A 23,843-nucleotide genomic window follows, 5' to 3' on the forward strand; every position below is an offset into this window, starting at 1 on the left:
TATAGCGAAGGAAGCAATGGCACTGGGAGAGCATCTTCGCCAGCAACTGGCGGCGAAAGCGCTGAAGCGGCAACTGGAGCGCGCAACGGATGCGGCTGCGGCACCGGGCGTGCCGGGCACGCTGGCCGCGCAGACCGCATCGGCGCGCAGCCGCTTCGAATCGATGCCGCAGTATCAGCAGGTCCGGATCATGCGCGAGATGGGCGAGAAGCTGCGCGTCGACTCGCCGTTTTTCCGCGTGCATGAAGGCGTGGCCGGTGCGACGACGCAGATCGGCGGCCGCGAGTACCTGAACTTCGCGAACTACAACTACCTCGGCCTGGCCGGCGATCCGGCCGTGTCGTCGCGCGCGAAAGCCGCGATCGACCGTTACGGCACGTCGGCCTCCGCAAGCCGGATGGTCGCGGGCGAGCGTCCGGTGCAGCGCGATCTCGAGCGCGCGCTGGCCGCGTTCTACGAGACCGACGACTGTGTCGCGTTCGTGAGCGGCCATGCGACGAACGTGACCGTGATCGGTGCGCTGTTCGGCCCCGGCGATCTGGTCGTCCACGATTCGCTCGCGCACAACAGCATCGTGCAGGGCGCGCAGCTGAGCGGTGCGAAGCGGCTGAGTTTCGCGCACAACGACTGGCAGGCGCTCGACGAACTGCTGTCGCGCGTACGCCGCGAATACCGGCACGTACTGATCGCGATCGAAGGGCTGTACAGCATGGACGGCGATTTCCCCGACCTGCAGCGCTTCGTCGACGTGAAGACGCGGCACGGCGCATTCCTGCTGGTCGACGAGGCGCATTCGCTCGGCGTGCTCGGCGCGACCGGCAAGGGCATCCGCGAGCACTGCGGCGTCGCGCCCGACCAGGTCGACATGTGGATGGGCACGATGAGCAAGACGCTGGCGGGCTGCGGCGGCTTCATCGCCGGCTGCCAGCCGCTGGTCGACATGCTGCGTCACCTGGCGCCGGGTTTCCTGTACAGCGTCGGGCTCGCGCCGACGCTCGCCGAAGCGTCGCTGGCCGCGCTCGAGCGCCTGCAGGCCGAGCCGGAGCGCGTCGCGCAACTGCAGGCGCGCGGGCAGCAGTTCCTGACCGAGGCGCGCGCCGCCGGGTTGAACACGGGCACGAGCGCCGGGTTCGCGGTCGTGCCGGTGATCACGGGGAGCTCGCTGAAGGCCGCGCAATGGGCCAATGCGATGTTCGACGAAGGGATCAACGTGCAGCCGATATTCTATCCGGCCGTCGAGGAAAAGGCCGCGCGACTGCGCTTCTTCATCTGCTCGACGCACGAGCCGGAGCAGATCAGCCGAACGGTCGCCGTGTTGTCGCGTCTCGCGGGGCGCAGCGCATGACGCTGGCCGGCGCGTTCGCGCAGGCGGTGCCGCGCGCCGGTGAGCGCGTGCGGTTTCGCGCGGCGAATGCGGGCGACGCGGCGGCATGCGCGCCGCTCGTGTTTGCGTCCGGCGTGGCTGAATTCGGGTTCTTTCTCGGTGAAAGCGATGCACGCTGCATCGCGTTTCTGCAGCAGGCGTTCCGGTCGCGTTACGGGCGATTCTCGTGGCGCCGGCATCGCGTCGCAGTCGCCGACGACGGCACCGTGCTCGCCGTGATGGCGATCCACGACGGGCAGCAGACAATGTTCGACGATGTGCATGTCGTGTGGGCACTGGCGCGCTTCTTCGGCGTGCGCCGCACGATCGGCCAGTTGTTGCGCGGGCTGATCCTCGAAACGGAAATTCCGGCACCGAAGCGTTCGCAGATCCTCGTCGCGCATTGCGCGACCGACGAGCGACAGCGCGGCACGGGGATCTTCAGCGCACTGTTTCGCGATGCGCTGGACACCGGCGCATTGCCCGCCGACGGCAGCCGCGACGTCGTGCTCGACGTGCTGACCCGCAACGTGCGGGCCCGCGCGCTGTACGAACGGCTCGGATTCACCGCGCTGCCGCGGCCGCGTGCCCGTTCGCGCCGGTTGCCGGCCGAACTCGATTCGATCCGGATGCGGCTGTCGCGCCGCGCCTGACGGCGCGAATGACAGCCCGTTGCGCTACTTGTGCCGCGGCCCGAACGGCCGCTGCTGCACATCGGCCCCCTGCGCGACGATCGCCGTGCTCTCCGGTACTTCCTCCCACGCGCCCCGCAAGTCGACGAGCGGCTCGGACACGATCATGAACGCGTCGTCGCCGGCTTCGGCGATGCGCGGGTTGTGCGGATACAGTTCGTGCAGGTGTTTGAACGACGTGCTGTGGAACAGCGAGCGCGATTGCCGTTCGCTCGAATAGCGCACTGCAATGATCCGTTCGCCGTCGGTCGCGCAGATCGTCATGTTGAGCGGGTCGGCCACGCGATGCCGCGCGGCGCTTTCCTCGACCACGCCGACCATCCGCTCGAGCGCCGGCAGCGGCGTCTGCTCGAGGCCGTAGGTCAGCGCGAGGCGGAACATCAGTTCGGAGTCGGTCGAGCCTTCGAGCGTCGGGAACAGCGCGGGATCGACCTTCATCGTCAGGTCGCGGCGGAGCTTGTGGAAATCGCGGATCAGCCCGTTGTGCGCGAACAGCCAGCGGCCGTGGCGGAACGGGTGGCAGTTGGTTTCCTGCACGGGGGTGTCGGTGGCCGCACGGATGTGCGCGATGAACATCCGCGAGCGGATCGCGCGCGCGGCTTCGCGCAGGTTGCGGTCGTTCCATGCGGGATGCACGGAGCGGTAGCGGAACGGGAGTTCGTCGGGGCGCCCGTACCAACCGATGCCGAAGCCGTCGCCGTTGGTGGTCGTCGCCCCCAGCTCCGAATGCAGGCTCTGGTCGATCAGCGAATGCTTCGCGCGGAACAGGACGGTCTCGAGATGAATCGGATTACCCGTATAGGCGAGCCAGCGGCACATGGAGCGCTCCTTCACGATGGATCGTTCGCAGCATGGTAGCCGACTTCGCGGCGCATCCGTGCCCGGGCGCACGCGGCCAGTCATTCGGGCAGGTAGGCTGGCCAATCTTCATACATCGGTTGCCTGCACGGATACGCGATACGCAACCCCGCGGCCATGCAGCCGATGCGGCCGGGCGCCCCCCTGACGGCGGCGCCGCGGCCGTCAGGTTCACTCGCCGAGCGCGTCCATCACACGCGCCGAATAGACGAGCGCCGCACCCGCGTTCAGCGCAATCGCGACGCCGAGCGCTTCCGCCACTTCCTCCTTTGTCGCGCCATGCTTGGCCGCTTCCGCGGTGTGCACGGCGATACAGCCGTCGCAGCGCGTCGTGACGGCGACCGCGAGCGCGATCAGTTCGCGCGTCTTCGCGTCGAGATGGCCCGTCTTGGCGCCGGCGCCTGACAGCGCCTTGTAGCCGGCCAGCGTATCGGGCGACAGCTTGGCGATCTCGCCGATGCGCGTCGAGAGTTCCTTCCGGTATTCGTTCCAGTTCAGCATGATGCGTCCTTTCGAGTAGGGGTGAGGAGGCGGCGGGTGCCGCGATCTCGGGCGATGCAGGGCTATTCTGATCGCTCGCGCTGAGGGTTTCGATACGCTAGAGTGTCAATTTTTAGCGCAATCGTCTCATGGATGCGTTGAGTCAACTCCTGTCGCTGGGCCGCAGCCATGTCGAGCTCGACGTGCGCTGCCTGCTCGACGGGCCGTTCGCGATGCCGCACGACCCGCTGCCGTCCGGCGAGGCGGCGTTTCACCTGGTGCTGGCTGGAACTTGCCGGCTGCGTACCGCGGACGGGCGCACGCTGCAGCTCGCCGACGGCGATTTCGTGCTGCTGCCCGCGGGTGGCGCGCACGACCTGCTCGACGCCGGGGCCGGCCGATCGCGGCCAGCTGCGGCGCTGCGCGAACAGGGCGCCGGCGGCGGCGCGGTGTTGCCGGTCAAGTCGAATCTCGATCCGGCCGAACCGGGCGGCGCGAGCGTGGACCTGCTGTGCGGGCGGTTCGTCTATGCGCGCGGCGCGGGCGAATTGCTGATGCGCACGCTGCCGCACGTGCTGCATGTCGGGTTGCGCGAGGCGTCGGGGTTCGCGCCGCTGCAACTGCTGACGAGCGTGCTGCGCACCGAGGCGTCGAACGGGCAGCCGGGCGCCGGCGCGATCGTGAATGCGCTGGGCCAGGCGCTGCTCGCGTACGCGTTGCGTGCATACGGGCGGGGGGCGCGCGTACCGTCCGGCTGGCTGGCGCTGGCGGCCGACGCACGGCTCGGCCCGTCGATCCAGGCCGTGCTGCAGGCGCCGGAAAAACCGTGGACGGTCGAGTCGCTCGGCGAGGCCTCCGCGATGTCGCGCGCGACGTACGCACGGCATTTCCGCGAGCGGGCCGGGATGAGCGTCGGCGCATTCGTCGCGCAGATCCGGATGATGCACGCGTGCGCGCTGCTGCAGGATACGCAGCGCGGGCAGGCGGAAATCGGCCAGGCGGTCGGCTACCAGTCCGAGGCCGCCTTCGGCAAGGCGTTTCGCGCCGTGCTCGGCACGACGCCCGGGCGCTGGCGGCGGGCGCAGCGCGGCATGTAAGACTGCAAGCGACGCTGTCGTGGCACGCGCCAAAGCTGCTACCATGCGCGAAACGCAGTTCAACAAAAACGATTTCGAACAAAAAGAAAGAGAGGGCAAAGCAATGAACCAGACCACCATCCAGCAGCCGTCGTTCGCGTTCGTGGCCGCGTCGTGGGCCGCGCTGCTCGCCGGTTTCGCGGCATTCCTGATCGGTCTCTGGAACGCCGGCATGCAGCTCAACGAGAAGGGCTACTACTTCACCGTGCTGGTGTTCGGTCTCTATGCGGCCATCTCGCTGCAGAAGAGCGTCCGCGACCGCGCGGAAGGCATTCCCGTCACCGGCATCTACTACGGCCTCAGCTGGATCGCGCTGCTGCTGTCGATCGCGCTGCTGGTCGTCGGCCTCTTCAACGCGACGCTGCAGTTGAGCGAGAAGGGCTTCTACGCGATGTCGTTCGTGCTCGCGCTGTTCGGCTCGGTCGCCGTGCAGAAGAACACGCGCGACCTGCAGAACGCGAAGCCGCGCTATTCCGACGCCGAATCGGCGCCGTCCGTCCAGGAGTGACGGCACGCGAAGCGGGCGCCGTTCAGGCCGCCCGTTTTGCGACGACGGTCGCGGGCTCCCCGCCCATTCGTTTCATCCATGCCGGTGCGCATGACGATGGAGATATTCCGGATGCCAGACTTCACAGAAACCACGCGGCATACCCGTGCGGCTGCGCGTGCCGTGGCGGCGCGGGCAGCGTTCGTGCTGGAGACGAACAACCTGCGCGGCGGCGCGGGGCTCGTGCAGGCCGTCGACAGCCTGAAGCGCCTCGTCTCGGCGCTGTCGAAGCAGACCGTCCCGCCCGCGGCACTCGCGCAATGGATCATCACGCACGACGGGCTGCCGGCCGATGCGTGCCACGAGATCGCCGCGCTGGCCGGCCGCCCGATCGACTTCGTCGAGATCGGTGCGAGCACCGGCTACTACGACGCAAAGAACGACGGGTTCGACCGCGTCGACGCGGCCCGTTGCGACATCGTCGTGTTCGGCGATGCCGATTGCCGGCCGGCCGACGACTGGCTCGAGCACCTGCTCGCACCGTTCGCGCGCGAAGCCGGTGACGCGCCCGCAGCCGTGGCGGGGCGCACCAGCTATGCGCCGAACGTGCTCGGCGTCGCGCTGACGTCGATCGATTTCATGTATTTCCCGAGCCCGCTGCGTGACGGTGCGACGCGCAATTTCTACGCGAACAACGTCGCGTTCCGGCGCGACGTGTTCGCGCAATTCCGCTACGAGCCGCTCGACGGCGTCTATCGCGCACATTGCCAGGTGATGGGGCTGCGGATGCAGGCAGCCGGCGTGGCCGTCGAGTTCGCACCGGCCGCGCACACCGAACATCGGCTGCCGGACACGCAACGCGAATCGCTGAAGCTGCGCTGGATGCGTGGCGAGGACAGCGTCGGCCTGACACCGTATCTCGTGAAAGCGTACCTGCCGCGCGGCTGGCAGTGGCTCGGCCGCAGCGGCCCGCTCGGCCCGTTCTGCGTGATGGCGATGCGGCTCGGCTACAGCCTGCGCGCGCTGAATCATCAGCAGTTGCCGCGGCTTGGCGTCGTCCGCTATCTCGCGGCCGTCGGCGTCACGATCGCGGCGTCCGCCGTCGACACGCTCGGCGCACTCGCACGCGGTTTCGGTCTCGCCGGGCGCGCATCGGCCCGGCGCGATCTTGAAGCGCTGTCCTATCACCGTCATTGAACCGGCGCCGCGCATCACGCGCGGCCACGACACGCCGACATCCGGCATCCATCCTGACCACGACCATGTCCACGCTCGCCACCCGTGTTGCCTGCCTCGCCTTGTTTGTCGCCAGCGCTGGCGCCCATGCCGCGCCGGTCGATCACGCGGGGCGCGGGATCTACCACTTCGCATCGCAAAGCGGCTGCCCGTTTACGAACGCGGCCGCCGCGGACTGCAATCGCGTCGCGCTCGATGCGCCGGACGTTCACGCGAGCATCGACACCGATGCGCACGCGATCGTCTTCTCGAGCGATGCGACGCGCCGCACGAAGGACGTGCTCGGCGACGTGCTGCTGCAGGGCACGGGCGTTGACGGCGAAGGCCGGCGCGTGCCGTTGAGCGTGCACGTGCTGCTACGTCGCGACGGCGCGAAATGGGACCGCGACGTGTACGTCCATGCGCCCGTGCACGGCACGTTCACCGAAGTCCGGATCGATCCGTATCGCGTGCGTGTAAAGGAAGGCGAGGGCGAGCGTGACGTGCTCACGCCGGACGAAACGCTGGCGCTGTTCGCGCATCCGTCGCTTGCATCGCGTCTCGCGCGGCATCTCGTGAAGGTGAGCGCGACCGATCCGAAGCAACCGTTCGCGGACGACATCACGATTGGGCTCGGCGTCGGCGGCCTGACGAAGTCGGTCGCGCGCGCGAGCTTTGCATCGAACGCGCCGCACGATGCCGACGTCGATCGCGCGCTCGCCTCCGGCACGTGGACGATTCGCTTCGATGCGCTGAGCAATCACATTCCGGTGTGGGTCGCCCGGCGCGAGCTGTTCCTGTTCGGCCTGGACGGCAGTGCGCTGGTGAAGGACATGCTCACGCGCGGCTTCAGGAAGAACGACCGGATCGAATTCGGTGCGCGTGACGGTAATGGCTATCTGCGCGTCAACGGTCGCGAGGAAGCATTTGCGGGTGCAGCAGCATCCGCGCACGCGTTCATGCAGGAAAGTTTCATCGGCCTGATCCTCGGATGGCGTCGCGATCCGGGCGCTGCGGCGGCTGCGACGAAATCCGCGTCTGCACGAGGCGAGCCGGCATGAGCGCGGCAGGCGAACTGCCGGCGTCGCCGCAGGCAGCGCACGATGCACGCTTCGATTGTCTCGAGGCGCCGGTGCCGCGCGGGGCGGCGTGGGTGCGCGCGTACCTCGTCGATCGCCTCAAGCGGGCGGCGATCCGGCGGTTGCATCGCAGCGTGCATGGCGAGCGCTGGGTGCTGCGCATGTACCTGATCGGCGAGGAGGCGACCGAGTGCGCATTGCACGAGGACTGGACCGGACAGCCGCCGGACTGGCTTTCACCGCGGATCGAGCAGCACCTCGCGGACGAGCGTCGTCACGCCGCGGCGTTCACCGATGCGCTGCGCGAGCGTGGCGTCGCGCCGTCGACTGCACCGCATGAGCCCGACTGGTTGAGCCGGCGCAAGATCATGCGATGGCGCCAGCTTGCGCGGCGACATGCACCGCATTTCTCGCAAGGCGTGCTCGTGCCGGCCTATGCGACGGGCCTGTGCGCGGAACAGATGGCGATGCGCGTGCTCGCGCGTCACTGCGCGACGATCGGCGATGCCCATCCGTTGTACCCGCTGCTCTCGCGCGTGCTCGCCGACGAGATGCGGCATGTCCGGCTCTGTTCGGACACGCTGCGCCGTCTGGTTGCACCGTCCGAGGCGGCGCATCTCGCCGCGTTGCTGAACGAGATCCGCGCGATCGAGGCCGGTTTCGGCGTGACGGGTGCGCTGGCGATGGTCGCGGCCGGCTGGTTCCAGTCGCTTCGTGCGCGCGCATGATGCCGCGCATCGTCTATCTCGCGACGGCCGACGCACGCGGCCACCTGATGCGCGCGCAACTGCTCGTGCATGCGTTGCGTGCGGCCGGCGCGCAGGTCGACGTGCTGACGACGTCCGATGCGGGGCAGGCGTTCCTGGCTGCGTTCGACATCGACGCGGCCGTGCTGTCCCGTCACTACGCGGTGCAGTTCGACGAACGGCAGAACATGCTGCGCGACGCGACCGATCGCAATGTCGCGCACTACGTGTTCAGGCCGACGCGCATGCTGCGAGACATCGTGCGGCTGCGTGCGATCGTCCGCGATGCCGATCTCGTGATCAACGACTCGTTTCATCCGGCGCTGCTGTTCATGGGGGCGTTGCCGGGCTGGCGGCGACGCATCGTCCACGTGTATGGCGGCAGCCTGCGCCGCGCTTTGACCGCGAATTTCGACGCACGGCTGCCGCGCGCACTGGCGCGTGCATTTGCACGGATCGTCGACTGGCAGATCGATTCGGCGCGGTGCTGCATCGAACACGACTTCGCGTACGATGCCGCCAATGACGTCCGGCGATCGCGCACGCATTGCCGTCTGCCGACGCCGGTGCCGATCGTCGCCGGGCAACCCGCTTCGGAACCGGCTGCAGCCGCCATTTATCTGAACCCGCACTTTCGCGATATCGCGCTCGCCGATGCGTTGTCGGCCGGCATGCGCGACGCTGGGCTCGCCGCCCATCGCGTGGGTGAGGGCTACGCCGGGCACGACGGCTGGACCGGCGTCGACGCCGACTGGGTGACGCGCGCCGCCCATGCGCCGCTGATCGTGTCGGCGCCCGGCATGGCCGCGCTGTCGATCGCACGCGTGTATCACCGCCCGATCCTGCTCGTGCAGTCCGACCAGCCCGAGCAGGCGAGCAACGCCGCGCGCGCCGCGCAACTGCAACTCGTGCATCGCGTCGTCACGTGGCGCGGCGACGCGGCCGCGTTCCGGCGGGAAGTCGGGCAGGCTGCAGCCGAACTGATGCGCCATCCCGGTACGCGGGCAGGGACGATCGCCGGCCGCGAGCATGCACGTGCGCGCGTCGACGCATGGACGTCGCGCCTCCTCGCGTTGCTGCCGCATGCGAAGGTGGCCGATGTGGAGACACGATGCGAGGCGCCGGCACCACGATGAATTCGCTGTCGTTTCGTGACGATCGCCGGCCCGATATCCGGCAGATGCTGGCCGCGACGTTCGGCATGGCAGCCGGCCTCGCGATCTTCTTTCTGCTGGAGCGCAGCGTCACGCCGCGCTTCGTGTTTGCCACGTCGATCGATGCGCGGATTCCGTTCATCGCATGGTCGTGGTTCGTCTATGTCGGCTTCTTTCCGTTCGTGATCGCGCTTGCCGCGTATGCGCGGCCGCCTGCGTTCGCTGCGTTCAAGGAGGCCGTGCTGATCGCGTTCGTGCTCGGTGTCGCGTGTTTCGTGCTGTTTCCCGAAGCTGTGCCGCGGCCCAACGTCGCGGAGATCGGCAGCACGTTCGTGCGTCACCGTCTCGCACGCATGTGGCAGCTCGATCTCGCGGCCAATGGTTTTCCGAGCCTGCATGTCGCGGTGACGTGCATTGCCTGCCGGATGCTGACGGACCGGCGACGGCTCGTGACCGTGGCGATCGGCCTGCTGATCTGCGCGTCGACGCTGACGCTCAAGCAGCATACGGTCGTCGATGTGCTGGGCGGCGTGGCCCTCGCGATGGTCAGTGCGCTGTGGGTCGAGCGGCGCTCGCTGCGCGGGAGGCTCGCGTGACGGATGCCCCTGTTCATCAGGCCGGGCCGAATGCCGAGCTTGCGCGGTTCGTGCCCGATCCCGCGCTGTTTCGCGTGAGCGCGCTACGTGTGGGTGCGGCGTTGGCAGGCGACTGGCTGATGATTGCCGTCGCATTCGCGGTGGCGATCGCGTTTGCGCATCCGCTCGTGTACGCGTTGGCCGCGATCGTGATCGCGCGCAGCCAGCTTGCGCTCGCGGTCATGATGCACGAAGGCGCACACGGTTTGCTGGCGCGGAACCGGTGCGTCAACGACGCGCTGGGCCAACTGTTCGCGGCCGGCCCGCTGTGGCTGTCGCTGCGCACGTATCGTGCCGGCCATCTGAAGCACCATCGCGCACCGATGGAGGAGGACGATCCCGTCGCGCTGCTGTTCGGCGTGCACGACTATCCGGTGACGCGCGGGCGGCTGATCGGCCGCCTGCTCGCGTACGCATGCGGGATCGGCTACGTGACGAGCGTCGTGAAGCTCGCCCGCGGCGAGTTTGCGCATGCGTTGCCGAAGGTCGGGAAGTCGCGTGCGTATGTCGCGTGGGAAGTCGCGTCGATGCTGGCCGGCAACGGTGTGCTGTTCGGCGCGCTCGCATGGGCTGGACATCCGCTGCTGTACGTCACGTTGTGGATCGTGCCGTCCGTCACGCTGCTGCCGCTCGCCGGGCAGGTGCGCGCGATCTTCGAGCACGCGGGGCTGCCGGCCGGTGCCGACCAGAGCCGCAACGCGCGCACGATCGTCCGGCGTTCGTGGCAGACGTTCCTGTTCGGCCCGCACGCGATTCATTTTCATATCGAACATCACCTGTTCGCGCGGATGCCGTTCCATCACCTGCGGGTCGTGCATCGGCAGCTTGCCGAGCGGCAGTTGCTGCCCGACGGCAATCTGTACGCGGGATACGGTGGCGTGCTGCGCGACGTGAGCGTGCGCTGTCCGGTAGCGGAGTCGGGAGGGAGCGGCTGAGTGTGTCGCAGACATCACCGGGATGCCGCGCGCGATACGGATGCGACAGACGCAAAAAAGCCTCCGCTTGGGAGGCTTTAATTTGCACTATCGAAGATAGTTGGTAGGGTGGGAGGGACTCGAACCCTCGACTCTCTGATTAAAAGTCCGTTCCTCGGGCGTCTGCGCCAACCCCTATGACGCTCGGAGCGCGCACCTTGCCCAGCCAAAAACGCCAAGAAAGCGCGGAATATTAATCCAAATTTCGCCTATTTTCAGCAAGATCGCACATCTTCGCGAAATGGCAATAGTCCTGGCAAACCACACGAATCCCGTCTACTGCCCGCAATCTGTGGCAAGAAATAAGAGGATGACGACCTCATTTGTAGCCTATGCGTAGCCTAAATTCGCGGTTTTTGTAGCCTGGAATTTGCCTTGAAACGCGGTATCGCCAGGAAAGCCTTGCCAGTAGGGCCTCTGCGATCAGTGCCAACCAGCGGACAACAGTGGCAAACAGTGGACAACAGGTCCGTTGGACTGTGCATTTGTAACCAAATGTTATGTATAGTGTTCTGGTCCGACTGAGCTGACGCTTCGACGAGCTTCAGTTCGGGGGAGCGGCCACGAGCGTGATCGACCGACGTTACGAGGCAAATTTGCTATGCGAACCCCGGCCGTGCCGCGATGTAGTTCGAACGCGGCCAAAAAAACAACCGAACTTTTTTGTGTCGCGTGCATAGATAGAGATATGAGCCGAGGCATGTAGAGGGCTCTTGCCATAGCAGGGGGGATCTGACGCCGTCGGTTCCGTCGTCAGCGTGTCACGGGGCCAAGCAGCAAAGAAGAATTCATCGGCAGGCGTATCAGATAGAAATGGTGCGACTGCAATAAATTTGTAATGGACCAACAATGCTGACGCAGCAGCCCAAGCGCCACGCCATCCGCGACATCGATGATTTCATCCGAATTCTGCATGGGGATCCTCGCTATGCTTTGGCATTTCGTAATGAAGCCGAGCGGCACATCACATTGAAGCTGCGCCGCAAGTTTCTGCGCAGCTCCTCCGAGATAGTGGCTGACGCGTTCAACACCGCACTCGTAAATTTTTTGCAGACCAAGACCTTCTCTGCCCAGGCATTCTTGGATGGGCAGCCTTCCCAAGGGTGGTCGGCTGAAGAATTGGCACACAGCAAACTCGGTGGTTATCTCTACATGGGTGCAAAGAACGCGCTCATCCAGTCCTGGCGTAGGGCAGGCAAGAATGAAATCGCCTTTGATGACGAGGACGATCAAGACACAACTGACAGTGCTGCTACCAGCATCAATCTGAAAAATCTGGCGGATACGTCGCTGTTCAGCGACCCGGATGCGGCCTACGAGCACAAGACCATGCTGCAACGCTTACTGGACTGCGTGGGCAAACTGAGCGAAACCTTGCGCACGACCATGGAATTTTTCCTGGACGATTGCTCGATGGAGGTGATTTCAGAGCGGCAAGGCATAAACGTTGCCACGGTCAAAAGCCGCCTGCACGCTGCGCGCAAACTGGTTGTCGAGTGTGGTCGTAAAGGTGTGCCCAATCATGTCTGATGACCGTGTACTGGATTACCTCATGAGCATGAATGGCGAGCGCGAAGGCGCGGGAAGGCGCGCGTTCGAAACTGAACTGACTCAAACCCCAGCATTGCGGCAGGAGTTGGAGGAGTGGCGTTTGCTGGGTCAGGCACGCCAGTTGAAATACAACGAGTCCGTGCGGACCAAGCGCGATAACGCTTTTCTGCAAGTATTGGGACGCTTTGCCCAGGACCTGAACGCTAAACCATCACATCTTGCGGGGCCGAATAATTCCGTATGGAGGCGATTGTGGAAATGGATCTGGCCCGGTCCTGTTAGCCCCCTGCTCCCGCTGGGATGGGCGCTAGCTGCGGCCATGTCCATGCTGGCTTTGCAGTGGCGCACGGTCGGCGTGGAAAGCACCCTTTTAGCCACACGCGGCGGCGAGAACTTGTGTCCGAGGCTGTCTATTTCCCTGCCCGATGCCGTCACTGCAAAGCGGCTGAGGGATGTGCTTGCGCAATACAACGTGCATTTGATTTCTGGTCCTGACGACGACGGGCGTTTTGTGCTGAGTGCGCCGAGGAGCTCCTCGCTTTATGACGCGGCCAGAGTCCTGGACGTCGCTTCCGCAACGCAGTTGCCTGATGCGGTCTGTCCTCGTCCATGAGGTATGCAATGTATCGACTTTTTCTAAAAAAGGTGTTGCTGCTTGCGGCATTGATGATGGCAAGCACTTTCGCGCAGCTTGTCCACGCGGCGAATGCTGTCGATATCAAGCACCGCTACGCATTGGTAATAGGCAATGCAAAATACAGCGTTCCGGCCAACGTCTTGCTCAATCCTGTGAATGACGCAGCGCTTGTGTCGGATGCGTTGCGCAAGCGGGGTTTCCAAGTAACCAGCCTCATCAATCAAAGCAGAGCACAGATGGAGAAAGCGGTTGACGACTTCGCTGGTCGGGCCGAAGGTGCGGATTTAGCGCTGGTGTATTACGCAGGCCATGCCGTGGCAATCGACGGGATCAATTATTTGTTTGGCGTCGATCTCGGCATGCCACTGAGCGGCGTGAACATTAGTTTGGCTCAGCAAAGCGCATTAAGCATGAAGGTCATCTTGATGGCGCTCAATCGCGCCAAGATTCGAGCGCGACTGCTGGTTCTCGACGCATGCCGGGTCAACTTGACTCGCGGGGCGGATCAAGCTGGCTCCTTGGCGAAAGTGGTACCAGCCGGAGGGGAGCTCATCGCTTTTTCGACTCAGCCTGGCGCTACGGCGGAGGATGGGTTTACTCAGGGCGGCCCCAAAAACAGTCCCTATGCTTACTACTTTTCATCCAGGTTGCAGGCGCTATCGCCAGACGAGCCCGTTGAGAATTTCTTCAAGCAAGTCACTGGCGACGTGCAAACAGTAACCCAATATCGACAAATACCCAGTTATAGCGCCAGCTTGGTTGGTGACGTGACTTTTGTCAGCTACAGGAATACTACAACGGCGGCATTCGGCTCAGTTGGCGTGATGATGGAACAAAGGCGTGGGGTCGATCCGGCACTTAGCAAGAACATGCTCTGGATGCGTCTGGACGATTGGGCCATTGATATCGAGCGATCAGCGCGTAATGCGGACGCGCTGGAATTGAAATCCATGCGCGCAAGGGCTGAGATGGGGGATGTCATGGCGATCACCGAGCTGGGCATGATCTCAGGCTTGGGAAAAATTGTGCCTAAGGACATGGTCGAAGCAAAAAGGCGCTTTGAGCAAGCGGCAAAAATGGGGTTCCCCTTGGCCAAGACATATCTGGCTGCAATGCTTTGGCTTGGTAAAAACACGCCGGCCGAGATTGCCCGGGCCCGTGTCGAGGCGGAGCCGCTCCTGCGGGAAGCATGGGATGGAGGTTCACACCGAGCGGCGAGGCAACTTCTTTGGGTACAGAATCTTCTGGATAAACAACCCAACCCGGTCGATTTGAAACGCTACAACGACGAAACATATGAGTATGTCAGGTTAGGTGGTGATCCCCTGAACATGAAGATGCAAAAAAATGGTATTTGTCCCGCGGACATGTCGGTGCGTGAATGCATAATTGCCCATCCTGAAATTCCGATTAATGAAATATAAGGGGAATATATTGTGCAATTTTTTCTGTTATCTTTGATTGGTGCTTGACGGGAATCAACTGCAATGGCGTGCGGTAGGGTTTAATTGCATGCCATTGTATCAATAATGTAAAAATTATCAGCGAACACAACGGAGAAGTTACCCATGAGAAAAACCACAACAATTGCGGCGTTATTTCTACCCCTTTTTCTGGCGGCATGTGGTCAAAAGCTAAGTGGAACCTACGCGTCCGTCTCCCCGCAAGGATTGGGGAATGCTTTGGATGGAGCCGTGATTTTGGAATTTGAGTCGGGTGACAAGGTGGTCATGAAATCACCATTCGGCTCTACAGAGACCAATTATTCCGTGGACGGGAATAAGCTCAAAATTGCAGCCAATGGGCAGAATATGATTCTTGAGATTCAGGATGACGGGAGTATTGCCGGATGGCCTGGTGGCATGCTCTTGAAGAAGAAATAAAGTAACCAAGATACTAATAATTGAGTGGGGATAAGTCGATATGAAAAATTTCATACTTGCAGCAATGGTTGTCGGCGCACTGGCAGGTTGTAGCGATAAACCCCGTGGCCCGGTTGAGGTTCTAGGGAAAACGTACATGGTGGCTAGCACCGCCACGCAGGTGGAATTCACCAACAAGGACACGGCGACGGCGACGGATCTCAGTACGGGCAAGCATCAAGAGTGGAAATACACATTGCAAGGTGATGTAATGACGATCACCATGCCGTGGGGAAATGGTCAGCCTCGCACATTCGACCTGCATCGCAACGGGAATGATTTCTCTGGTGATCTGTCGATAGCGCCGAAATCTCCAGCCGATGATGCTCGGATCGAAAAAATCAAGCAACAGGAACAGGAAAAAAAAGCTTCAGAAGAACGCTCGAGCCCAAAGGGATCCCCCTCTGACAAATCAGCTTATGCAGCCATTAAAGACATAGGCGATGAGAATAATGAATGGTACGTCTGGACGGCAATGGCGTGGAACGCAAAAGATCAGAACGATGAATCCAAGCTGGGCATCCTTTCGCGGGTCTGGTACAGCACGAACGATAGCTTCGCACGTCAGGCGGTAAAGGACAAAGAGCTCGTGCGTATCAACAAAAAATTGGATGACGTCAAGAAGATCGACTACGTCGCGGTCAGCGAAAGCAAGGGGGACCCTGATTTCGTCTCATTCGATACCATTTCGGACAAAGCTGGCTACGACTTCGACAAAAAGGGATTCCGAGTTATCGGAAGCATATGCGCCGGAAATCTCACGTCACTCGGAGGGAAGTCTGGTGTTCGCTATAGATTCATTGGTGATGGGCCAATCTGCTTCTTGCCTGTTGCCGATGAAGAGGCTGCGAAGAAGATAGAAGCGCTGCGCTCGACATCTCAATCAGGAAGTCTGCGTATTGCGACTACCGTGTACTCGAAGATCGCTGGGATGAATGGCGCAGAGTTGCAGCTTGTGCCAGTAGGCGCCGATTACGCCGTCTACAAGCGCTCCTACAAGCCCAACACACCGGATGATCTGATCGCTACCGCGAGCTATTGGCCGTACAAGTAACGAAGACAAATCCATTACCACGCCTGAAAAGGGGGCGACTCTGCGCAACCCTCTCAAGAGGGTTGCTCGATTGGCGCGCCCTTAAACCACACTCGCCATAAGCCCAATATATGAAAACCGCCTCGGCATACAAAGCAAAGACGCGTTCTCTCTCCGTTTCAAACATCCTCGCTCTCAGCACCATCATGGTCGCCTTGACGGCGTGCGGTGGCGGCGGAGATGGCAGCGGCAGCAGCAGTACGTCGACGTCGGGGGGCTCGACCACGACCGCACCCCAGCAGGACGCGGTCAGCCAATCGTCGGCGGCTCTCGTCGCCCAGACCGGCGCAACCGCCGTGCCCGGTACGACCTCGACCGCGCAGGCATTCGATCTCACGGCCGACATCGGCGACACGTGGCGTGTTGTGCTGAACCAGGATGGTTCATTCACGATCAAGGTGTTGTCGACCCAATATGGCCTGAGCGACATCTCGGGCACTTATACCCAATCGACTAGCGGCAGTGTCACCACATACACGGGCACCAGCACGAATGGCAGTTTCACGCTCAAGCTGGATACTCGCACCCGCATCATTGGCGGCAACGTCGTACTCCGCACACGCAACTCCAGCGTTGCAGGCTCGGGCTATTCCGTTCCTTCGGACACGACCAAACTGGCCGGCGACTATTTCTTCATTGGCACATCCCGCAATGCCAGCAACGGCGGAGTTCCAGCGTTCATGGGCGGCACGTTCCGCATCGCGGCCAATGGAACCGATGTCACGCTGTGCGATAGCGGCCTGATCAACGCGTCGGGTACCTGCAATGCCGTTTCAGGTTCGAGCACGCCGGGCCAGTACGCCCTCAAGCTGGTGAAGAACGCCGCCGATGGTTTGATCCACGTCCAACAGAACGGCTCGGATTTCGGCATTTTGAGTTTCCAGGCGGGTGACCGCGGTCCCGTTCTGGTCATCGACCGCTTTGGCTACAACCAGGACACTCCCCCGGTGCTGCGCACGGGCGTGTTCTACGCGGGCAAGCAGCAAGTGCTTTCGGGTACCGAACTCAACGGCACGTGGACATGCTCGGATCGAGGGGCGGTCTTCGGCACGGTCACGATCAATGGCACCACCGTGAAAACGGCGGATACCTCCGGGGCGTCCACGGCAGAAACGCTGTACTTCAACGACATCAGCACCAACACCGGGCTGGTTGCCGCCAATGGTGCAGCGACCTCGGTCGTGAACGGTCAGGCTCCCAGCGCTGGCGTGATCGTGCTGCCGCTGTCATCCAGCATGTTCGCTGTCGAGCGCGACGCCGCACAGTCCGTCGGCGTGTGCCGTTGACGATTCTGGATTTCTGCGTCAAACATTTGCTCGCCCACGGGATGCTAGACATCCCGTGAAGCCCCTTTTTCGGAGTGCCCCTTCATGCGCAATTTATGTCGGACTGCCGTGATGGCAATATGACGGCCACCTCTGATGGAAAAAAAGGATGCGTGCCGTGAGGAACGCCAGGCAATGCTGTTCCACCTTGACGTAGTCAACCCATGTTGAGATACCAATGAAAACAGAGGCTTACGTAGAACATGGCAAGTGGGTGACGGACCACATTGCTCCGATCAATGCGGTCATGACGATCTCCACTGCCGTTTTCATTCCGCTCCTGGACGTCCTGCGCCCATACTTTCCCTACATTGGCTATGTGGCTGGCCTGGCGGTTCTTGTGTTCCTCGCCCTGCTGGTCATGAAGGTGCTGGGGATTCCAAGAGGTAAGCAGTTGCAAACCAGCATTGTTATCTGCTCTGGGGTATGCGCAGCAGCCTTTAGCGTGGGAGCCATTGCCAGCGCTCGCCATGCCGATCAAGGCGGGGCAATAGCAGCCAGTGCGCCTTGGGTGGCCCAACTTCAGCAGACCCTCTTGGACATAAAGGATGGCAAGAGCGATAACCCTCGCGTGGAGCTCAAGAACATGGGCGTGGAATGGACGCCTGGCAATCTGCTCCAAGCCTCCAAGGATGGCGACACGAAAGTGGTGGAGCTGTTCTTGAAGGGAGGGATGCCCGTGACCCTTAATGGCACCGGGAATGATCGACAACTACCATTCTATGTCGTTGCGAACAATTATCCCAAAGCCAAGGAGCAGCTAAAGCTCTTCAAGGAAAATGGCGTGGATCTGAACGATCCGCAGCTTGCTGCTTTCAATAATACGGATCTATCCACGCAGCCGCCGAATCTTTACGCTGTAGCCAAGGATCATAGGCATGAAGAACTGGCGTCCTATCTTGCCGAGCTTGGTGTGAAAACGGACGGCTACCCCGCTTGGCAGAAGAGGAAAGAGGAGATGCAGAAGAAGAATAAAGGAATATATCTTTCTTGAAAATAGATAAATTATTTAATAATAAAATGAAGACAACAATTGATGCTCCGATTCAGCCGAAAAGAAAGTGTCGGGTGGAGAAAGTGTCGGATCATGAGGCGGTCATTCATTTTCGCACGGGCTGTTGGCATACGATATTCGACTGGCTGCTTATCGGTATCATTCTTGTCGCTACGTTCGTCGCGTGCGTAATCGCTGGAGGTGCTTTGTCATCTGTAATCGGAAGTATATTTTTGCACCAGAATTGGTTGCTGAGCGAATGGTGGCGAGACGTGATTTTGATATTTGGTCTTTATATCATGTTTGCAATCTGGTTCATAAAGCAAACATGGCCAGGAAAGGCGGCGATCACAGTGATTCCTGAGGGTGTCAAATGGGAGGCGCACCAAGTGACATTTGATGATGTGTTAGAGCTATCCGTGACGTCCGTGACAGAAAAATCAGCAGACCGTTATAGTCGCCTCGTTTTGTCGTTAACTAATAAAGCTCGTGCATCCCTCTCCCACGGTTGGACAAAGGGGTCGATTTTGCGAGACGTCCGAGACACCATTCTTGAGATTGGCCTGATGTTTCAGCCCCAGGGCGCGGGTCGCCATGTCGTCATGCGATCTATCGGTTCGAGCACTCTACCGCCCTCAAGAAAACTTGAGGATTACATAGCAGGATTGGAGAATCGTTGATTGCAATTGACGTGGCTGGATTTATAGAGCATTTTCACGTGATTTGGAGAGGAAATGTCAGATAAAACTGGAGTGAGATTCGTCATGGGCCTGCCTGAGCAACAAGAAGCCGAAAACCGAACCCATGCCATAACAATCCCTCGGAAAAATCCGCAAAATAATGAGCCACATGACAAAATATGGGAACGCTTGCTCAACACCGAGGAGAGCAAAGAGTTTCTTGACGGAGAGGTAAGGAAAGCTGCAAATTTCGTAGGTAAAAATCAGGTCGAGTGAAGTCCTATGCAGTATCCTTTCAGGAATAAACAGAGAACGGGAGATTGTTATGGGATTTTTTAAAACCGCTGCTACGTTGCATGCGCTGGAAAAGGTCGCCGATAATGAAAGAGCGCAAGCAAAGCAGAATCAAATCATCAATGAACAGAACGACAGAATTACCGGCCTGGAAGAAGAACTAAGGCGTGCCAGAAGAGCCAACGACAACTATCTCCCCGCTCCTTCGGGTCGAGAAATGGACCTGGAAAGAAAGGTTCAAGAATTAGGGGATATTGAAAATCTTCTGGCTCGTCCGATGAAGGAGATTGCGGAGAAGAATTTTTTCTTCAAACATACTTACATGAAACAGCAGGAGTTACTGTCTAACTGGATGGTCTCACAGAAAGCTTTTCATGAAATTGCGCTTCGGTACGGAAAAGCGCTGGGGAAGAGTGTTGAAGAAGTATTGGTTGAGGTCAGGCAGGCAGAAACGACCGTCATTGAAGGACGGGCGGAATTTGGTTCTCCAATGAATCCAATGGCAAAGGAGGCATTGGGATATGGCGCACGCCATGCTGTCAAGGTTGAGAGCGAAGAGAAAGAAAAGAAGAAAAGGTTCTTAAAGATTCAACGCGGTTGGTTGGCGGATTGGGAGGATCTCGAGAAGAAGCGTCCTCTCTCGAAAGAAGAGACGGATAAGCGGGATGATCTCATCAAGGAAATCGGCGACATGGAAGCCGAGCTTGCCATGCCGCCTGCTACTCCTGAACTCCACGTGAAATCCGCTTTTTCTTATATTGAGGAGGCGCAGGCGGAGGCGAAAAGGGGCGAGGCGGAAGAATTCGAGAGAAGAAGAAAGGCACAAAGAGAGGCCGATGAGAGTCATTTGGGGAGTGTTGAAAGATCATTGGAGAGATGGAGGCTTGTGGAAAAACAAAGGGAATTGACGAGTGAGGATAAAGAAAAAATTGGACGTATACAAAATTTGTTGAAAGAATGTAAAGAAAGACTTGGATTGGCGTGAGGCACGCAACACACCTTGCGATAAGGTGATCTGATGTATTAATTGATTTTCTAAGCGGAGCTTGCCATGCAATTCGATGAAAATCCCCGTTGGGTGATAAATCAAGCGGAAGCTCTGCTCAAGCTTCTTGAGCTTGGCGAAGCTGAGATCGCCAAAGGAAATTTCTGTACGGCCGAAGATTTCTTTGCAGAAATGGACCAACTTGATGACGCTAACAACGGCAAAATTGATCAGTGACGGAAGCGGCCCCCCTCAACACACGCTCCGCGAGACTTGCTGACGGCAGACCTTACGAAGAACCTGCATGGCGACCGGATGCAACGCGAAAGCATGTTGGAAATATCAAAGTCGCACGCCTGTCGAGACTGGAGTGGTGAGAATAATGCGCTTGATAAGAAAATTTATGCTCCCAATGGAATTGGGCCCGTCGTTGAGGGCTGGCTTCGTATATTGCAAGGCTTGAGGTAAAGCAGGTGGCTATTCCGTGTGAGGGAGGGTGAGGGGTGCGTAGGGTTGTAATAATAAATTTCACATTAGAGTTTTATTTTTTGGTGTAGCAGTCAGAAAGAAAAATCAAGAATAGGACCAGTCAATGAATATTTTCTACCCTCCAGTTGCTTTGGCGGTCGTTGCGATTCTCTATTTCAGGAGAAGCAGATATCCGTTCATGTTAACTTTTGGACAAAAGGTAACCAAGGTAGTTCTCCAAACTGGGCTCATATTGATCGGTGTTTTTCTTGTTGCTGTTCTAAGCGAGGTGGGGCGGCGTCTAACGGGAAATGATCCGGGACTGATGTCTGATCATGCCTTTCTCGATCTGATGATTATTACTATTGCCGCTTATTTCGTCACCTGCTATAGGGGGCATCCAAAAGGGAGTCCAATAGCTAAGCTTCGGAGCTTCTTGGCTACCTTGACTGCGGATTTCGGCGATGGTGATCAATCGTTTCGGCGAACGTGATCAGTCTGGAAGGTGGTGTTGCGCGGTCAATGGATTATAGCGACGGTGATCACGATCAGGCGTCAGCGGACTCGGATTTCGTTTTCTTTCTCATCGAATCGCCCTTGACCGGAAGCTTGTGGGCCTGATGCACGAGCCGATCGAGAATCGCATCGGCGAGCGTGGGGTCCTGCAGCCACGCGTGCCAGTGTTCGAGCGGCAACTGGCTGGTGATCACAGTCGAGCGCGTACCGACACGATCATCAAGTACCTCAAGCAGATCATTGCGCGCCGCCTGGTCGAGATCCTGCAAGCCCCAATCGTCGAGGATCAGCACATCAATCTTCGCGAGTTGCGCAAGCCGACGTGTGAAGCTGCCGTCGCCGTGCGCGATTTTCAGCTCTTCGAACAGCCGCGCGACGCGCACATAGAACACGGAGAAGCCCTGCCGGCACGCCTGCTGGCCGAACGCGCAAGCGAGCCACGTCTTGCCCGCGCCGGTGGGGCCGGTCAGGATCAGGTTCTGAGCATTGCGCACCCAGTCGCAGCCGGCGAGCGTGGCGACGATGCGCTGGTCCAGCCCACGGGTTTGCCGGTATTCAATGTCTTCGACGCAGGCCTGTGGGTTCTTGAGCTTCGCGGCGCGCAGCAAACGTTCGAGTCGTCGCGTATCACGCCAGGCCAGCTCGCGATCTACGAGCATGCCCACGCGTTCCTCGAATGACAGGCTGGTGCTTGCCGTGAGCGTTGACTGCTCCTCGAACGCGCGAGCCATGCCGTCCAGTTTGAGCGCCTTTAGCTGGGTAAGGGTGTGCTGCATCAACATCGTGACCTCCTTCGGGTCAGTGGTAGTAGTCGGGGCCGCGCACGTTCTCGTGCTCGGGCGAGCGCCATTCGGCGGGCGTGGTCGGGAGCGAGGGCTGCAGGTCAAGTCCCGCTTCCAGGATTGACAGCACGGAGCGACGCGTGGGCGAGCCGATCTTCAATGCACGCTGGCATGCGGCCTCGAGGCGGTGTTTGCCGTACTTGCGCGCGAGCGAGAGAAGACCGAGACAGGCGCGATAGCCCATCTCGGGGTGAGGTTTGTTGGTCAGCAGATGCCGCACGACAGCCTCGGCGCCGGGGCCGACGGATGCGCCCCAGTTGAGCAGGCGCCCAGGCGTCCATTCCATGTGCGCGCGATGCGCAGCCGGCATGTGTTCGGCGATGGTCGTGTGTTTGCCTTTGAGGCGCGAGCGAGCGTGCGCAGCGACACGCTTGCCGCCATGCAGGATCTCTACGCCGTGGCGTGTGATACGCGCCCAGACCTCCTGCCGTGCGAGGCTATGCGGGACGCTGTAATAGTGGCCGCCGACATCGACGTGGTAATCGATGTTCACACGGCACTTCTGGAAGGTGGCGATCTCGTAGCGACGCACGGGCAACGGGCGCAGGACGGGTTGGTCCAGCCGTTCGAACCATTCACGCCGGTTGCCTTCGAGCCGCTTGAACGGGCGCTGGTTTAGGTCGGCGATCAGTTCTGCAATCGCCTTGTTGAGTTCAGCCAGACTGTAGAAGCGATAGTGGCGCAGTCGGGCCAGCACCCAGCGCTCGACGATCTGCACGCCGACTTCGACCTTGGCCTTGTCCTGCGGTTTGCGCGGACGCGCCGGCAGCATCGCGGTGCCGTAGTGGTTCACGAAGTCCTGCGTGGTCGTGCCGAGTCCGGGTTCGTAACGGTCGGGTCGCGCGATCAGCGCCTTCGGGTTGTCGGGCACGAGCAGCTCGGGCACGCCGCCAATGAACTCTAGCGCATCGCACAGGCTGCCGATCCAGTCCGCCATCGTCTCGGTGCGCGTCGCGCACGCGAACGTGTAGTTGGATGCGCCGAGCACGGCAACGAACACGTGCGCCTCGAACTCGACGCCGCCATCGCTCGCCAGGACCGGCACGGTGGGACCCGCGAAGTCCGCGAACAGCTTCTCGCCGGCGCGGTGCTGCTGACGCATCGAGCGCTTGATCGACTTCGCCCAGTCCTTGTACTTCTGGCAGAACTGCGTGTAGCGGTACGTCCGCTGGCCGGGGTTCGCTTCAGCGTATTCTTCCCACAGCAGTTGCAGCGTCACGCCCTTGCGGCGCAGCTCGCGATGCAATGCCGTGTAGTCGGGCTCGATGCGTCGCGTCGTCGTCGCCGCGGCATTGGTTGCCGCAGGCCTCAGGCGCGCGTCCAGTTCGTCGTCGGACATTGCTTCGGCTGCCGCCCAATCGAGTCCCGCCTGGCTGGCTTGGGCCGCGAACTTCGAGACGGCACCGACGCTGATGCCGATAGCCCGGCTGATCTGCCGATGCGTCAGGCCACACGCCCACTTTAGTCGCAGGACTTCCTTCAATTTGCGCATGCTCATCCGAGGTGTCGGCATCGGCACTTCTCCCGCAAAAAAGGGAGCAGGCTAACGCCGTCGGTGAATACATGCGCAACGCCACCGCCAGACTCAAACCCGGATTACGTTCCGGTTACGTGATCACCCGTTTCGGTCCCGTGATCGCTCATTCCGGCATCGTGATCACGCGTTTCGGAAACCTGTGATCAGCGATCACGATCAACCGAAACGGGTGATCACGAT

26 protein-coding genes are annotated in these 23,843 nt (G+C 60.8%); 22 read left to right on the top strand and 4 right to left on the bottom strand.

Going from position 1 to position 23,843, the window contains the following annotated elements; translation table 11 throughout:
* Positions 1-16 precede the first annotated feature (16 nt).
* Complete coding sequence (locus CFB47_RS03840) at positions 17-1,345, top strand: aminotransferase class I/II-fold pyridoxal phosphate-dependent enzyme (protein WP_089460470.1); 1,329 nt, start codon at positions 17-19, stop codon at positions 1,343-1,345.
* A complete protein-coding gene (locus CFB47_RS03845; protein WP_089460471.1) occupies positions 1,342-2,016 on the top strand; it encodes an N-acetyltransferase in 675 nt (224 codons plus the stop codon). Before CFB47_RS03840 ends, CFB47_RS03845 begins: the two co-directional genes overlap by 4 nt.
* Before the next feature lie 24 nt (positions 2,017-2,040).
* Here CFB47_RS03845 and CFB47_RS03850 read toward each other — a convergent pair whose 3' ends face one another.
* A complete protein-coding gene (locus tag CFB47_RS03850) occupies positions 2,041-2,874 on the bottom strand; it encodes a class II glutamine amidotransferase (RefSeq protein ID WP_089460472.1) in 834 nt (277 codons plus the stop codon).
* 210 nt (positions 2,875-3,084) lie between these two features.
* Entirely contained in the window at positions 3,085-3,414 is a 330-nt protein-coding gene (locus CFB47_RS03855; protein ID WP_011351062.1) for a carboxymuconolactone decarboxylase family protein, read from the bottom strand.
* Positions 3,415-3,542: 128 nt separating this feature from the next.
* Between CFB47_RS03855 and CFB47_RS03860 the strand changes: the two genes are divergently transcribed.
* The 20 genes from CFB47_RS03860 to CFB47_RS03950 all read left to right on the top strand — a co-directional run bounded on the left by CFB47_RS03860 (position 3,543) and on the right by CFB47_RS03950 (position 21,261).
* Complete coding sequence (locus tag CFB47_RS03860) at positions 3,543-4,490, top strand: AraC family transcriptional regulator (RefSeq protein ID WP_089460473.1); 948 nt, start codon at positions 3,543-3,545, stop codon at positions 4,488-4,490.
* A gap of 103 nt (positions 4,491-4,593) precedes the next feature.
* The gene (gene yiaA, locus CFB47_RS03865) at positions 4,594-5,037 is read left to right on the top strand and encodes an inner membrane protein YiaA (RefSeq protein WP_089460474.1); all 444 of its coding nucleotides are present in this window, start codon (positions 4,594-4,596) and stop codon (positions 5,035-5,037) included.
* A gap of 111 nt (positions 5,038-5,148) precedes the next feature.
* Positions 5,149-6,213, top strand: coding sequence for a glycosyltransferase family 2 protein (locus CFB47_RS03870; protein WP_089461341.1), 1,065 nt, complete (start codon positions 5,149-5,151; stop codon positions 6,211-6,213).
* Between the two features lie 65 nt (positions 6,214-6,278).
* Complete coding sequence (locus CFB47_RS03875) at positions 6,279-7,292, top strand: hypothetical protein (RefSeq protein WP_089460475.1); 1,014 nt, start codon at positions 6,279-6,281, stop codon at positions 7,290-7,292.
* Positions 7,289-8,038: a hypothetical protein gene (locus CFB47_RS03880; RefSeq protein ID WP_089461342.1), complete on the top strand. Its 750-nt coding sequence runs from the start codon at positions 7,289-7,291 to the stop codon at positions 8,036-8,038. Before CFB47_RS03875 ends, CFB47_RS03880 begins: the two co-directional genes overlap by 4 nt.
* Entirely contained in the window at positions 8,035-9,192 is a 1,158-nt protein-coding gene (locus CFB47_RS03885; RefSeq protein ID WP_089460476.1) for a hypothetical protein, read from the top strand. Before CFB47_RS03880 ends, CFB47_RS03885 begins: the two co-directional genes overlap by 4 nt.
* A complete protein-coding gene (locus CFB47_RS03890; protein ID WP_256946641.1) occupies positions 9,168-9,806 on the top strand; it encodes a phosphatase PAP2 family protein in 639 nt (212 codons plus the stop codon). Before CFB47_RS03885 ends, CFB47_RS03890 begins: the two co-directional genes overlap by 25 nt.
* Positions 9,803-10,780, top strand: a complete 978-nt coding sequence (locus CFB47_RS03895) for a fatty acid desaturase family protein (protein WP_089460477.1) — start codon at positions 9,803-9,805, stop codon at positions 10,778-10,780. The genes CFB47_RS03890 and CFB47_RS03895 overlap by 4 nt, the downstream gene beginning before the upstream one ends.
* A gap of 888 nt (positions 10,781-11,668) precedes the next feature.
* Positions 11,669-12,349 (top strand): RNA polymerase sigma factor, encoded by a 681-nt coding sequence (locus CFB47_RS03900; protein WP_009238814.1) that lies wholly within the window; start codon positions 11,669-11,671, stop codon positions 12,347-12,349.
* A gap of 22 nt (positions 12,350-12,371) precedes the next feature.
* The gene (locus CFB47_RS03905; RefSeq protein ID WP_256946642.1) at positions 12,372-12,983 is read left to right on the top strand and encodes a hypothetical protein; all 612 of its coding nucleotides are present in this window, start codon (positions 12,372-12,374) and stop codon (positions 12,981-12,983) included.
* Positions 12,984-12,991: 8 nt separating this feature from the next.
* On the top strand, positions 12,992-14,431 hold the full coding sequence (locus tag CFB47_RS03910) for a caspase family protein (RefSeq protein ID WP_009238816.1): 1,440 nt from the start codon (positions 12,992-12,994) through the stop codon (positions 14,429-14,431).
* Positions 14,432-14,575: 144 nt separating this feature from the next.
* Positions 14,576-14,890: a hypothetical protein gene (locus CFB47_RS03915; RefSeq protein WP_009238817.1), complete on the top strand. Its 315-nt coding sequence runs from the start codon at positions 14,576-14,578 to the stop codon at positions 14,888-14,890.
* Positions 14,891-14,930: 40 nt separating this feature from the next.
* Positions 14,931-15,983, top strand: coding sequence for a hypothetical protein (locus CFB47_RS03920; protein WP_009277308.1), 1,053 nt, complete (start codon positions 14,931-14,933; stop codon positions 15,981-15,983).
* A gap of 110 nt (positions 15,984-16,093) precedes the next feature.
* On the top strand, positions 16,094-17,308 hold the full coding sequence (locus tag CFB47_RS03925; RefSeq protein WP_009238819.1) for a hypothetical protein: 1,215 nt from the start codon (positions 16,094-16,096) through the stop codon (positions 17,306-17,308).
* 217 nt (positions 17,309-17,525) lie between these two features.
* Entirely contained in the window at positions 17,526-18,341 is an 816-nt protein-coding gene (locus CFB47_RS03930) for a hypothetical protein (RefSeq protein WP_009238820.1), read from the top strand.
* Entirely contained in the window at positions 18,338-19,021 is a 684-nt protein-coding gene (locus CFB47_RS03935; RefSeq protein WP_232295838.1) for a hypothetical protein, read from the top strand. Before CFB47_RS03930 ends, CFB47_RS03935 begins: the two co-directional genes overlap by 4 nt.
* A 54-nt stretch (positions 19,022-19,075) precedes the next feature.
* Positions 19,076-19,297, top strand: coding sequence for a hypothetical protein (locus CFB47_RS03940; RefSeq protein WP_009238822.1), 222 nt, complete (start codon positions 19,076-19,078; stop codon positions 19,295-19,297).
* Positions 19,298-19,346: 49 nt separating this feature from the next.
* A complete protein-coding gene (locus CFB47_RS03945) occupies positions 19,347-20,300 on the top strand; it encodes a hypothetical protein (protein ID WP_009238823.1) in 954 nt (317 codons plus the stop codon).
* Positions 20,301-20,366: 66 nt separating this feature from the next.
* On the top strand, positions 20,367-20,537 hold the full coding sequence (locus CFB47_RS41070; RefSeq protein WP_009238824.1) for a hypothetical protein: 171 nt from the start codon (positions 20,367-20,369) through the stop codon (positions 20,535-20,537).
* A gap of 355 nt (positions 20,538-20,892) precedes the next feature.
* The gene (locus tag CFB47_RS03950; RefSeq protein WP_256946643.1) at positions 20,893-21,261 is read left to right on the top strand and encodes a hypothetical protein; all 369 of its coding nucleotides are present in this window, start codon (positions 20,893-20,895) and stop codon (positions 21,259-21,261) included.
* A 55-nt stretch (positions 21,262-21,316) separates the two neighbouring features.
* Here the strand turns inward: CFB47_RS03950 and istB are convergent, their stop codons facing one another.
* Together istB and istA are read right to left on the bottom strand one after the other, a co-directional pair.
* Positions 21,317-22,066: an IS21-like element IS408 family helper ATPase IstB gene (gene istB / locus CFB47_RS03955; RefSeq protein WP_006397350.1), complete on the bottom strand. Its 750-nt coding sequence runs from the start codon at positions 22,064-22,066 to the stop codon at positions 21,317-21,319.
* Positions 22,067-22,082: 16 nt separating this feature from the next.
* Positions 22,083-23,639, bottom strand: a complete 1,557-nt coding sequence (istA, locus tag CFB47_RS03960; protein ID WP_011875599.1) for an IS21-like element IS408 family transposase — start codon at positions 23,637-23,639, stop codon at positions 22,083-22,085.
* Positions 23,640-23,843 lie beyond the last annotated feature (204 nt).

Source organism: Burkholderia sp. AU27893 (assembly GCF_002223205.1).
Taxonomy (GTDB): Bacteria; Pseudomonadota; Gammaproteobacteria; order Burkholderiales; family Burkholderiaceae; genus Burkholderia.

Coding starts and splice junctions, on each gene's coding strand:
- CFB47_RS03880 (WP_089461342.1), top strand. CDS start 7,289: ATGAGCGCGGCAGGCGAACTGCCGGCGTCGCCGCAGGCAGCGCACGAT.
- CFB47_RS03845 (WP_089460471.1), top strand. CDS start 1,342: ATGACGCTGGCCGGCGCGTTCGCGCAGGCGGTGCCGCGCGCCGGTGAG.
- CFB47_RS03915 (WP_009238817.1), top strand. CDS start 14,576: ATGAGAAAAACCACAACAATTGCGGCGTTATTTCTACCCCTTTTTCTG.
- CFB47_RS03860 (WP_089460473.1), top strand. CDS start 3,543: ATGGATGCGTTGAGTCAACTCCTGTCGCTGGGCCGCAGCCATGTCGAG.
- CFB47_RS03920 (WP_009277308.1), top strand. CDS start 14,931: ATGAAAAATTTCATACTTGCAGCAATGGTTGTCGGCGCACTGGCAGGT.
- CFB47_RS03850 (WP_089460472.1), bottom strand. CDS start 2,874: ATGTGCCGCTGGCTCGCCTATACGGGTAATCCGATTCATCTCGAGACC.
- CFB47_RS03940 (WP_009238822.1), top strand. CDS start 19,076: ATGTCAGATAAAACTGGAGTGAGATTCGTCATGGGCCTGCCTGAGCAA.
- CFB47_RS03905 (WP_256946642.1), top strand. CDS start 12,372: ATGAGCATGAATGGCGAGCGCGAAGGCGCGGGAAGGCGCGCGTTCGAA.
- CFB47_RS41070 (WP_009238824.1), top strand. CDS start 20,367: ATGCAATTCGATGAAAATCCCCGTTGGGTGATAAATCAAGCGGAAGCT.
- CFB47_RS03885 (WP_089460476.1), top strand. CDS start 8,035: ATGATGCCGCGCATCGTCTATCTCGCGACGGCCGACGCACGCGGCCAC.
- CFB47_RS03875 (WP_089460475.1), top strand. CDS start 6,279: ATGTCCACGCTCGCCACCCGTGTTGCCTGCCTCGCCTTGTTTGTCGCC.
- istA (WP_011875599.1), bottom strand. CDS start 23,639: ATGCCGACACCTCGGATGAGCATGCGCAAATTGAAGGAAGTCCTGCGA.
- istB (WP_006397350.1), bottom strand. CDS start 22,066: ATGTTGATGCAGCACACCCTTACCCAGCTAAAGGCGCTCAAACTGGAC.
- CFB47_RS03840 (WP_089460470.1), top strand. CDS start 17: ATGGCACTGGGAGAGCATCTTCGCCAGCAACTGGCGGCGAAAGCGCTG.
- CFB47_RS03900 (WP_009238814.1), top strand. CDS start 11,669: ATGCTGACGCAGCAGCCCAAGCGCCACGCCATCCGCGACATCGATGAT.
- CFB47_RS03870 (WP_089461341.1), top strand. CDS start 5,149: ATGCCAGACTTCACAGAAACCACGCGGCATACCCGTGCGGCTGCGCGT.
- CFB47_RS03950 (WP_256946643.1), top strand. CDS start 20,893: ATGAATATTTTCTACCCTCCAGTTGCTTTGGCGGTCGTTGCGATTCTC.
- CFB47_RS03890 (WP_256946641.1), top strand. CDS start 9,168: ATGCGAGGCGCCGGCACCACGATGAATTCGCTGTCGTTTCGTGACGAT.
- yiaA (WP_089460474.1), top strand. CDS start 4,594: ATGAACCAGACCACCATCCAGCAGCCGTCGTTCGCGTTCGTGGCCGCG.
- CFB47_RS03910 (WP_009238816.1), top strand. CDS start 12,992: ATGTATCGACTTTTTCTAAAAAAGGTGTTGCTGCTTGCGGCATTGATG.
- CFB47_RS03855 (WP_011351062.1), bottom strand. CDS start 3,414: ATGCTGAACTGGAACGAATACCGGAAGGAACTCTCGACGCGCATCGGC.
- CFB47_RS03925 (WP_009238819.1), top strand. CDS start 16,094: ATGAAAACCGCCTCGGCATACAAAGCAAAGACGCGTTCTCTCTCCGTT.
- CFB47_RS03945 (WP_009238823.1), top strand. CDS start 19,347: ATGGGATTTTTTAAAACCGCTGCTACGTTGCATGCGCTGGAAAAGGTC.
- CFB47_RS03930 (WP_009238820.1), top strand. CDS start 17,526: ATGAAAACAGAGGCTTACGTAGAACATGGCAAGTGGGTGACGGACCAC.